This window comes from Allocoleopsis sp., from assembly GCF_036703385.1.
Taxonomy (GTDB): domain Bacteria; phylum Cyanobacteriota; class Cyanobacteriia; order Cyanobacteriales; family Coleofasciculaceae; genus Allocoleopsis.
In genome coordinates this window covers 1-11,630 of the sequence record NZ_DATNPA010000351.1, presented here as the reverse complement: position 1 = coordinate 11,630, position 11,630 = coordinate 1, and the positions used below count along the sequence as shown (strand labels likewise).

Annotated in this window: 8 protein-coding genes, 1 tRNA gene and 1 pseudogene; 8 read left to right on the top strand and 2 right to left on the bottom strand. The window is 43.4% G+C overall.

Going from position 1 to position 11,630, the window contains the following annotated elements:
- The 4 genes from V6C93_RS17490 to V6C93_RS17475 form a co-directional block, all read left to right on the top strand.
- On the top strand, positions 1–3,704 hold a 3,704-nt coding region (locus tag V6C93_RS17490), incomplete at its 5' end, for a trifunctional serine/threonine-protein kinase/ATP-binding protein/sensor histidine kinase (protein WP_333477950.1).
- 86 nt (positions 3,705–3,790) lie between these two features.
- Positions 3,791–5,245: a hybrid sensor histidine kinase/response regulator gene (locus V6C93_RS17485; protein ID WP_333477949.1), complete on the top strand. Its 1,455-nt coding sequence runs from the start codon at positions 3,791–3,793 to the stop codon at positions 5,243–5,245.
- Positions 5,238–5,633: a response regulator gene (locus tag V6C93_RS17480; RefSeq protein WP_333477948.1), complete on the top strand. Its 396-nt coding sequence runs from the start codon at positions 5,238–5,240 to the stop codon at positions 5,631–5,633. Before V6C93_RS17485 ends, V6C93_RS17480 begins: the two co-directional genes overlap by 8 nt.
- Positions 5,630–7,774 carry a PAS domain S-box protein gene (locus V6C93_RS17475; protein ID WP_333477947.1) on the top strand — a complete coding sequence of 715 codons (2,145 nt, stop codon included), beginning with the start codon at positions 5,630–5,632 and terminating at the stop codon, positions 7,772–7,774. The genes V6C93_RS17480 and V6C93_RS17475 overlap by 4 nt, the downstream gene beginning before the upstream one ends.
- Positions 7,775–8,187: 413 nt before the next feature.
- On the opposite strand, the gene V6C93_RS17470 is transcribed toward V6C93_RS17475, so the two are convergent.
- Complete coding sequence (locus tag V6C93_RS17470) at positions 8,188–8,679, bottom strand: hypothetical protein (protein WP_349262748.1); 492 nt, start codon at positions 8,677–8,679, stop codon at positions 8,188–8,190.
- A 164-nt stretch (positions 8,680–8,843) separates the two neighbouring features.
- Here V6C93_RS17470 and V6C93_RS17465 point away from each other — a divergent pair.
- Positions 8,844–8,915 (top strand) — tRNA-Asn (locus V6C93_RS17465).
- 81 nt (positions 8,916–8,996) lie between these two features.
- Here V6C93_RS17465 and V6C93_RS38770 read toward each other — a convergent pair.
- The gene (locus V6C93_RS38770; protein ID WP_333477945.1) at positions 8,997–9,137 is read right to left on the bottom strand and encodes a hypothetical protein; all 141 of its coding nucleotides are present in this window, start codon (positions 9,135–9,137) and stop codon (positions 8,997–8,999) included.
- A 75-nt stretch (positions 9,138–9,212) separates the two neighbouring features.
- Between V6C93_RS38770 and V6C93_RS38315 the strand changes: the two are divergent.
- The 3 genes and pseudogenes from V6C93_RS38315 to V6C93_RS17440 form a co-directional block, all read left to right on the top strand.
- Positions 9,213–9,949, top strand: a pseudogene (locus V6C93_RS38315) (aminotransferase class V-fold PLP-dependent enzyme); the annotation flags it as partial.
- Between the two features lie 413 nt (positions 9,950–10,362).
- A complete protein-coding gene (locus tag V6C93_RS17445) occupies positions 10,363–11,448 on the top strand; it encodes a hypothetical protein (protein ID WP_333477942.1) in 1,086 nt (361 codons plus the stop codon).
- A 2-nt stretch (positions 11,449–11,450) separates the two neighbouring features.
- Positions 11,451–11,630, top strand: a 180-nt coding sequence (locus V6C93_RS17440; RefSeq protein WP_333477941.1) for a hypothetical protein, incomplete at its 3' end; no start/stop codon positions are given.

The window sequence follows — 11,630 nt, the reverse complement described above, 5'->3', positions numbered from 1 at the left end:
ATTTGTGGAGGTCACTGCAAGAAGGATTAGTACTTCCAGAAAGTGAAGTTTATAAGTTCTTTCAGGATGCATCAGTAATTGTTGAGCAGGATGGTAAACAACAAACAACTGATCATACACAACTAACAGTTTCCTACAGATTTTTGCACGATCGCGTACAGCAAGCCGCCTATTTCCTGATTCCAGAATCTGAAAAACAGTCCACTCACCTCAAAATAGGACAACTGCTTTTGAGTAAGGGTGGCAGCGGAGGTATGGCTCCGACAGCAGAGGAACGAGAAGAGAAAATTTTTGATATTGTCAATCAGTTAAATATCGGGGCAAATTTAATTACCCAGCAAACCGAGCGGGATGAATTAGCCCAGTTAAATCTAATTGCCGGACGTAAAGCGAAGGCGTCTACGGCTTATGCTGCTGCCAAAATGTATTTAGCGGTGGGAATCAGCCTTTTGCCAGAAAAAGCTTGGCAGAGTCAGTATGAACTAGCATTAGCACTGCATGAAGAAGCAGCAGAGGCGGCGTACTTGAGTGGCGACTTTGAGCAGATGGAACAATGGGCGGATACAGTGCTCCAACAAGCGCGATCGCTCCTGGATCAATTGAAGGTCTATGAAGTTAAAATACAAGCTTGTATGGTGCGAAATCAGATGCATTCTGCACTTCAGCTTGCACTACAAGCGCTCTCATTATTAGGGGTAACCTTTCCAGAGAAGCCCAATCAATCGGATTTTCAGCTAGCTCTCTCAGAAATAACATCCCCGTTAAGAGAGAAGCGAATTGAGGATTTAATTGACTTGCCCCAAATGAGCGATCGAGGGATGTTGGCAGTCATCCGACTCTTATCAAGTTTAATCGCTGGTGGATATATTGCGGCTCCTGAATTGTTGCCGTTAATCACGTTTAAACAGGTGAGTTTACATATTCAACAGGGTAACGCCGAGCAAGCCCCTTTTGCCTATGCGATGTACGGCACAATTGTCTGCGGAGTCATTCTCGATCTTGACTCCGGTTATCAATTTGGAAAATTGGCATTAAATCTTTTAGGGCGGCTCAATGCTAAAAAGATTCAATCGAAGACCCTTCTTGTTACTCATGCCTTCATCACGCACTGGAAAAATCATATCAGAGAGACCTTAAAGCCATTACAGGATGGCTATCAATCCGGCATCGAAAATGGGGATTTAGAGTTTGCTGGTTACTGTGCATTAACCCACTGTCAGTATGGCTACTTTACAGGGCAGTCCATAACTGAGCTTGAGCAGAAGATGGCAAACTATATCCAGGCTCTAGAGCAACTGAATCAAGCTGTTAGTGCTAATTGGCTCAAGATATATCTCCAGTCTGTGCAAAATTTAAACTCTACTTGTGCGCAGCCGCACTGCCTGATTGGTCAAGTCTATGATGAGTCGAAAATGTTACCGCTGCTTCAGCAAGCGAATGACCGATATGGACTGTTCAATGTATATACAAACAAGGTAGTTTTGGCTTACTTATTTCAAGACTTCTCCCAAGCCCTTGAAAGTGGAAAACTAGCCGAAAATTACTTAGATGGTGCCACAGGGCATGTCGGTGTTGCTATCCTGTATTTTTATCATTCTCTGGCTCAACTGATGGTGTATCCGAATGTAGACGATGCAGAACAAGCCAATATTCTTCATAAGATAGTAGCCAATCAGCAGAAGATGAAGCTGTGGGCCGATCATGCACCGATGAACTATCTGCACAAATTTTATCTAGTAGAGGCAGAACGCTATCGAATTCTAGGTAAAAATGCTGAGGCAATGGATTATTATGATCGTGCGATCGCACTAGCTAAAGATAATGGATATATAAACGAAGAAGCCCTTGCCAGTGAACTCGCCGCTCAATTCTACCTAGCATGGGGCAAAGAAAAGATTGCCCAAGTCTACCTAACAGATGCCTATTATGCCTATATTCGTTGGGGCGCTAGGACAAAAGTTGAAGATTTAGAAAAACTCTATCCCCAATTACTCGCCCCCATCCTAAACCGGGAAATAACTTTAAATACAGGTGAAACAATTGCTCAGATGACTAGAGCAACTGTTAGTTCCACTAACTCCAGTGTTTCCGAGGTTTTAGACTTAGCAACAGTTATGAAAGCCTCGCAAGCCATCTCTGGAGAAATCCAACTCCATCAGTTGCTCTCCACTTTAATGCAAGTAGTAATGGAGAATGCCGGAGCCTCAAAATGTACTTTGATATTGCAAAAAGAAGGCAATTTGTTAATTGAGGCAACGGCTGTAGCAGATAGTTTAATTGGCAATGTAACACAAGCGATAAACCGCCCAGAAACAAAACCCTTACTCACCGTTTTACAATCAATTCCCGTTGAGTTAAACCCAGATATTCCCATCTCCACAATTAACTATGTCTGGCACACTCAAGAAACTTTGATTCTCAACGATGCTAATGTTGAAACAACGTTTGCTGCTGACCCCTACATGATTCAGCAGCAACCGAAATCAGTTTTGTGTACCCCCATCAAAAATCAAGGCAAATTGATGGGTATTCTCTACTTAGAAAATAATGTGGCAACCGGAGCCTTTACCTCTAGTAGATTGGAAGTTTTGAATGTTTTATCTTCCCAAGCCGCTATCTCTATTGAAAATGCCAGACTCTATGCCAATCTAGAGGAGTATAACCGCAGCCTAGAAACTAAAGTTTCAGAACGAACCCAAGAACTATCCCAAGCCCTAAGCCATCTTAAAGCCACTCAAGAAGAATTGATTCAATCAGAGAAAATGGCAGCACTGGGACAACTCATTGCCGGAATCGCTCATGAAATTAATACCCCACTGGGTGCGATTCGCGCCTCGGTAGAGAATATTTCCAATTTTTTGGCTAAAAATTTAGACCAATTACCTGAATTCTTTCAATGTCTCTCACAAGAGCGTCAGCAGATTTTTTTAACATTACTTCAACAGTCAAATCAAAAAAAAGTTACTCTTTCCAGTAAAGAAAAACGTCAATTTAAAAAAGATTTAAAAAATCAAATCGAAGAACAAGAAATCGAAAATATTGAAATGATTGCCGATACTTTAATTGACATCGGAATTTACGATAATATTGAAAGTTTGTTGCCCTTATTAAAAGACCCAGAAGGGCAAAAAGTTTTAAATTTCGCCTATAAATTTTCCACCTTGCAAAACAGTACACGAACCATTACCACTGCCACAGACCGAGCAGCAAAAGTGGTATTTGCGCTAAAAACCTATGCGCGTTATGACTCCACAGCTGAAAAAGTAGAGGCAAATATCATCGAAGGAATTGAGACCGTATTAACCCTTTATCAAAACCAACTCAAGCAGGGCGTGGAGGTTCTTAGAAATTATGATAGCTTTTTACCATCTATACGTTGCTATTCCGATGAACTCAATCAAGTTTGGACAAATCTCATTCACAATGCTTTGCAGGCAATGGAAAACCGAGGGACTTTAATAATTGAGGTGAGACAGCAGCAGGAACAGCTAATCATAAGTATCACTGATAGCGGTAAGGGTATTTCTCCTGAAATTCAGCCAAAGATTTTTGAGCCTTTTTTCACCACTAAGCCCGCAGGAGAAGGCAGCGGATTAGGCTTAGACATTGTTCAAACGATTATCAAGAAACATGATGGAACACTTGAGGTAAACTCAGTACCTGGAAAAACTACATTTACAGTTTTTCTTCCCATTACTGATTAGAGAGGAATTAGATAATTTCATTGAAAATTTTGAGCTTGAAAAAAAATCAACATTAATTTCGAGAGGGAGGAATAGCAGAATACCAAATGAATAACGCTAAAGACGACCTGTATAAAGGCAATATTTTAGTTGTTGATGATACCCCCGCAAACTTACGTTTATTAGTCGATATTTTAACCAAAAAGGGTTATAAAGCTCGACCTGTGCCGAATGGAAAGCTGGCACTGAACGCCGCCCGAAATATGCCGCCTGATTTAATTTTACTGGATATTATGATGCCAGAAATGGATGGCTATGAAGTCTGCCATCACTTAAAAGCAGATGAACAGTATCGTGACATTCCTATCATTTTTATCAGCGCCATCAATGATGTACTTGATAAAGTTAAAGCCTTTGCGATCGGTGGAGTAGACTACATTACCAAACCCTTTCAACTTGAAGAGGTCTTGGCTCGTGTGGAAATGCATCTATCCAGGGTCTTCTTGCAAAAAAATATCCAAGCTAAAAATGAGCAATTATCAACAGCCTTACAGCAACTTCAAGCTACACAGAACCAGTTAATTCAATCAGAAAAAATGGCATTGCTGGGGCAGCTGATTGCAGGTATAGGACATGAAATTAATACTCCGTTAGGCGCGATTCGCTCATCAATCGATAATATTTACGATTTTTTGAATCATGATCTAGAAAACCTCCCTATTTTTTTTCAGAAGCTTTCTCCGGAACGTTATCAAGATTTTTTTGCGTTACTCCAAAAGGCTAATCAACAATCTTTGACATGTTCTAGTAAGGAAAAACGCCAAATCAAACGAACTTTAACTCGCCAACTCGAATCTCAAAATATTATAAATTCAGAAAATTTTGCCGATACTCTAGTTGACATGGGTATTTATGAGGAAGTTGAGACGTTTTTCCCTCTTTTTCAAGATTCGAATAGTCAAACAATCTTAAATATAGCTTATCGACTTGCTACTTTAAAAAAAAGTACTCAAACGATTAGTACTGCAACGGAACGAGCCGCAAAAGTAGTGTTTGCTCTCAAAAGCTATGCTCGATATGACGCTACAAATGAAAAGCTACAAGTCAATATCACTGATGGGATTGAAACAGTCTTAACTCTCTACCACAACCAACTAAAACAAGGAGTAGAAGTCATCAGAAACTATGAAAAGTTGTTGCCACCTGTACTTTGTTATCCTGATGAACTCAATCAAGTTTGGACGAATCTTGTCCACAATGCTTTGCAGGCAATGGACAATCGGGGGAGCTTAATCATTGAGGTGAAACAGCAAGATGCGTGGGTACTCATCAGCATCACTGACAATGGCAAGGGCATTCCTCCTGAAATCAAACCGAGAATCTTTGAGCCATTTTTTACCACGAAGCCTCCAGGGGAAGGGAGTGGATTGGGATTAGATATCGTCAAAAAGATTATTGAGAAACATGAAGGTACAATTGAAGTTAACTCAGTGCCGGGTCAAACAACATTTATCATATCCCTTCCTATTAATATAAGTGAGGAAAAAAAATACCATGTCTAAGCCAGTTATTTTGTGTGTTGATGATGAGGCTGTAGTTTTGAATAGTCTCAAAATTCAACTCAAAAATGAGTTTCATGATCAGTATATTTATGAAATTGCTGAAAGCGCTGATGAAGCGATGGAGATTATTGAGGAGCTTCAAGACAATAATACCGATATTGTTGTCATCGTCTCAGATTGGTTGATGCCCGGAGTCAAGGGAGATGAATTTCTGATTCAGGTTCACAAACATCATCCTGAAATTCTTAAAATTATGTTGACGGGTCAAGCCGATGACTCTGCCATTGAACGAGCCAAGGAACAAGCTAGCCTACATGCTTGCTTACAAAAGCCTTGGGATGGGAAGGAATTGATTGGCACGATTCGAGCGGGTTTATCAGAGCTATGAGGAGACCCGTAATTATTTGTATCGATGATGAATCTACAATCCTGGATAGTCTAAAAATACAGCTTAAGAGAGCCATCGGTGATGACTACATGATTGAAATCGCTGAAGGGGGTGAAGAGGCGTTAGAGCTAGTAGAAGAATTACTAGACGATGAGTATGAAGTTGCTTTAGTCATTTCCGATTATCTCATGCCTACTCTGCGAGGAGATGAACTTTTAAAGCGCATTCATGAAATTTCGCCAAAAACTATCAAAATTATGCTGACCGGACAAGCTGATTTGGAAGCGGTGGCGAATGTAATCAACTATGCAAAATTATATCGTTATATTGCCAAACCTTGGCAGGCCGAAGACTTGATATTGACGGTAAAGGAAGCTGTCAATAGTTATCTTCAGGATAAAAAGCTAGCTGAACAAAACGCCCAGCTTCAGAAGATGAATCAGGCGTTGGAAAAATTAAATTGTGAGCAAGCCGCACTGATTGCTCAACTCCACGAAAATGAGAATCGCTTGGCACAGTTTTTAGAGGCGATGCCTGTGGGTGTAGGTGTGTTAGATGCCGAGGGCAAACTTTACTATATTAATCAGAAAGCCAAAGAGATTTTCGGCAAAGGTGTTGTTCCCGGTACCACCAGCGAACAGTTGCCAGAGGTTTATCAGGTCTATAAAGCAGGCACTAACCAGGAGTATCCCCCTAATGAATTACCTATCGTGCGAGCCTTGAAAGGAGTGAGTGCAACGGCTGACGATTTAGAAGTCCACCAAGGCGGCAAAATTATTCCCGTAGAAGTTTGGGCAACACCTATCTACGATGCCAAAGGCAATATTGCTTATGCCATCAATACGCTTCAAGACATTACGGAACGTAAACAATCACAAGAAGCGCTTAAAAAAGCAGAACAGAAGTATCGCAGTATTTTTAAAAATGCCCTGGAAGGTATCTTTCAGACCACCCCGGATGGACGTTATATCAGTGCCAATTCTGCCCTCGCGCAAATTTATGGCTACGACTCTCCGGAAGAGTTAATGGCAACTATCACGAACATCCAACATCAGATGTACGTTGATCCGCACCGTCATGCTGAGTTCGTGGTTTTAATGCAGCAGCACGGTGGGGTATCAAAGTTTGAGTCAATGGTCTGTCGCAAAGATGGTAGCCTCATCTGGATTAGTGAGAACGCCCGTACTGTTTATGATGGAGCTGGGGAACCGCTTTATTATCAGGGCTTTGTTGAGGATATCACCGATCGCAAGCAAGCCGAAGCTGAGCGAATGAGGTTCACAAATGAACTGTTTCAACTCAACCAAGCCTTTTCACGGTTTGTGCCGCGTCAATTCTTACAGCTTTTAGATAAAAAAAGCTTGGTCGATGTCCAATTAGGTGACCAAGTCCAGCAGGAGATGTCCGTTCTCTTTTCCGATATTCGCGACTTCACCACTCTCTCCGAACGGATGACCCCTCAGGAAAATTTTCAATTTATCAATGCTTATCTATCCCGCATGGAACCAGCGATTATCGACAATCAGGGATTTATTGATAAATACATTGGCGATGCGATTATGGCATTGTTTGGTGGGAGTGCGGATGATGCCGTCAAAGCTGCCATTGCCATGCTGCAACGTCTCACGGCGTATAATCAACAGCGCATTCAATCGGATTACCTGCCCATCTCTATCGGAATTGGCATCAATACGGGTTCGTTGATGCTAGGAACAGTTGGGGGACAAAGTCGGATGGATGGCACCGTGATTAGTGATGATGTGAATTTAGCCTCCCGTTTAGAAGGGTTAACGAAGTTTTATCGGGTATCGCTATTAATCTCTCAGCAGACATTGGCGCGGTTGCACAACCCAATGGAGTATTGTATTCGCTTTATTGAAAAGACGACCGTAAAGGGAAAATCAAAAGCTGTGGCAGTCTTTGAAGTCTTTGATGGGGATGAACCCGAACTTAAAAAGCACAAATTAGCCACAAAAGCAATGTTTGAAGAAGGATTGTTTTACTACTATAAGCAGGGTTTTCGAGAAGCGGCGAAACAGTTTGAAGCCGTTTTGAGCATTAATCCAAAAGATACGGTCGCTCGAATCTATTGTGAGCGCTGCCAGACGCCACAAACTAGAATTCAAACGCTCAAAGCTTGACTAGCAATATTAGAATTTGGATTTTGGATTAAAAAATTTTGGGGTTCATGCCCCGTTCTTTGTAAGCCCAAGGCATCTAAAAGTCTCACTGTGCTGTGTCCGCGACGGCGAGGTCAATCTAAAATGAATGTTACTGATTTAACCAAAAAGTAGTCGTTCTTTGAGAAAAACCCAGATTGGGGGGTCTTCCCCCCAACCCCAGAGGGGGCCCCGATGCCCCCCAAACCCCCCGCTGGGGGACGAAGTGCCTCCCCCAGACCTCCTGCACAAGGGTTGGTTGGTGAACAAGGAAAATTCTTAAGTCAGTGACATTCTTTTTAAGTCAGTGCCATTCAATCTAAAATCTTTGTATCGATTGACTCTTCTCAGGTAACTTCTGTTTCAGACTTACCGTTACTGTTTGAGGCGTCTTGCTAATGATGAATTTCCAGATTCAAAACATAGCGACCCAACTGAACCCTTTCTGACCATAGCTCATATTCCAATCGCAGATGTTGCGGTAAGGGGCGACCCTCTAACTTTAAACTCCGAGTATAATTTCGCAGGCGAAACGCTTCGTGCCCTTTAAGGGCGTCGCTTTGCAACCAATAACGGTTAACGCCGTAAACTCCTTGCTCCCAAAAGTGGCGGTAACTCAATTTACCATTGCCTTGCATGGTCATAATCACGCGGTAGGGCGAGATTTCCATCCACAAGAGCCGGAGATTGTTTTGCTTCGGTGTATGGGTATCCCGAACCGCTGTCGCTTCCGGTTCCCACTCCGGAGGGACAGGTTCGCTCAGAAGCAGATGAAACCGATTTTGGTCTTTCTGATAGAGCGTAGCTGCGGTTTCGACAGTAGACCAAACAGGCAGATCAGTAGACACGAGGGAGAGACAGACGGGCTTGCGGTGATGCGTCAGCATAACAGGTGAGGAGATAGAAGGACACAAATAGGATAGCTCTACCTTACATACCAAGATTTTCAAGCCGATGCCATCCGTATTTTCACTAAAATTTGCGAAAGGGCTTGCCAAATTCTATTTTTGATCGGTATGATTGATAATCGTGACAAAGGTTAGCTACACAATCCTCAGTAGCTCAGTGGTAGAGCGGTCGGCTGTTAACCGATTGGTCGCTGGTTCGAATCCGGCCTGGGGAGTTTCTAAAGTTTTAGAAGAGTTCAGGGGTTTTAGCAATCCGCTTTCTCCTGATGGAGCTGTGACGAAGATAGCTAGTGCTGTCAATGATCGCACCGCTGCAACTCACCCGATATTTTACCGCTCAGCCACAGAGAATAAATGATTGACAATGCGCCTTTTCCAGGTGAACCCAACCGCTGGGCAAAGTTCTGATCGCTTGACCCAACTGTAAGCTTTCTCAATCATGGTTCCTATGGTGCTTGCCCTTTGCCAGTCCTAGAATCACAGCAACGATGGCGATCGCAAATGGAGCAAGAATTAGTGAGCTAGCGGCGCGGGGAGTGGATACGCTAGTAGATGGTGCCCATGCCCCAGGGATAGTGCCCCTGAACTTGCAGGAGATGGAGTAGCGTATTATACCGACAACTGCCACAAGTGGTTATGTGCTCCCAAAGGAGCAGAATTTCTGTATGTTCGGCGCGATCGCCAATCTGCAATTCGTCCCTTAACCATTAGTCATGGCGCTAATTCACCCCGTACTGATAAGTCGCGCTTCCACTTAGAGTTTGACTGGATGGGTACGGACGATCCCACCGCCTATCTGTGCGTCCCCGAAGCCATTCGCTTCCTCGGTTCCCTGCTACCCGGTGGATGGTTGGAATTGATGGAAGACAATCGCGCAAAGGCTCTTTTCGCAAGGCAAGTCCTGTGTGAAGCGTTGAGTGTGTCGCCACCGTGTCCTGATGAGATGGTTGGATCGATGGCTGTTGTACCTTTGCCGCAGGAGTTATGTTTGGACGAGGAAACAGGGCGATCGCTTTTAGCTGTGCCCTTCGATACTCAGACCTCTGACTTCGCTAAACAGCGATCGCGAGAATGGCCGATACTTCAGGATGTGTTATTCGAGCGTTTCAAGATTGAGGTACCGATTATTCCCTGGAGTAATCCATTCCATCAAATATTGCGGATTTCAGCTCAGCTGTACAATACACCAGATGAGTATCACACCCTTGCCAAAGCACTAATCATGTTACTATCAGGCAGGCTGAAATAGTCATTGGGTGCTGGAACCAGAGTGCTGGAGTGTTCGCTAAGGAATAGCGATGTTCGTAAGTTTGCGCCCTTACAAGCATTCCACAACAGTACTTATCAAGAGATGAGGTGTTGCCAGACAACAGAATAGCTTGTGGGATATCAGTACTTTTGAATCGCTATTCTCAGGAAAATTAAACCGTGAAGATGAAGAAAAGGAATATAGCGAGTTTTAATTGAGTGGAATACTCGGACTTTCATAGGGTTATGACATTTCATGCCCTTATCCCATGTTCTACCCTATTGAGAACTGCTATAGTTGGCGATGCACTTTCGAGACTGGTCGCAGAATAACTGCAATAGTCTTCAGACGCTGAGTCAATTGTTCTGAAGTATCTACAAATAAGGCTTTTCAACTTATTTTAAAACTTATCCATGACCTCATCACTTCCTGCCTGCCCCTTTGTTGCTGGTTCGATGATTACTGACCCGCAATTTTTTGTTGGTCGTACAGAAGAACTGGATTTTATTACCTCACGCATGGCTGCTGCTCAACCAACTAGTATCAATGTTGTTGGGAAACATCGAATCGGGAAATCCTCGCTGCTCTTTTACTTTTTCTTAACTTATGAACAGCGCGTACAGCGTTACGGTAAAACTCCCAGCAACTATATGGTGATTTACCTATCGCTACAAGGGGTTCAGTGTAGGCAGGAAACTAGTTTTTATCGTGCTGTAGCTCAAGAGTTGCTGAAACGACCATCAGTACAAGCTAACCTGGCTTTGGCTACCCCGTTAAATGGTGGGCTGCTGGATAGGCAGACTTTTTCTGCGGCAATAGATGCGTGGAAGTCTCAGAATGTTCTGCCTGTCCTGTGCTTGGATAAGTTTGAAGAGTTATTGGAGAACCCCAAAGAATTTGATAACGGCTTTTACGACAACCTGCGATCCTTGATGGATCGCAATGCTTTGATGCTGGTGATGGCTTCTCATAAAAGACTGGATATTTACAGCCGTCAGCATAAATTGACCTCTTCTTTCTTCAATCTGGGTAGCGTTCTGGCTTTAGGGGGACTCACAGAAGCAGAAGCTATGGACTTAGTGCGCTTGCCTAAAACTACCGTGTCTGGTGAAGAAGCTGCCTTGAGAGAAGAAAAACAGAAACTAGCTATCGAGTGGGCAGGGCGGCATCCTTATTTGCTGCAACTGGCAGGGCGTTGCTTGTGGGAGGCTAGACAACTAGATCGAGATGCGGACTGGGCTAGGAAGCAGTTTGAGCAGGAAGCTCAACGCCTGCCTCAAAACCAATTCCATCATAAGTGGTGGCATCCGTTGCGCTGGTTAGTTTGGGATATCCCGGTTCGCCTGGGTAGTTTAGCTAAATTCATTGGCGGAACTGTAGACGAAGTTAAAAGCTGGATTACCGGGTTAGTCATCCTTACTGCGATGATCTTGGTCGTGCTGCGCGTGGTGCCCTGGGAACGGGTGAAGGATGTTTTCCAAAAAGCAATGGGAGGGTAGTGATGGCGAAAACGACTTCCACTTCCAGGTTTTGGACTTATCTATCAAGCTTAGCTAGTGTACAAACTGTGGCAATCACTAGCATAGTGGTTACTATCCTCTTGTTAGAAGTGCGCCAACTGGGACTTTTGCAGCCATGGGAGTTACGGGTTTTTGACCAGATGATGCGGATAAGACCGTCT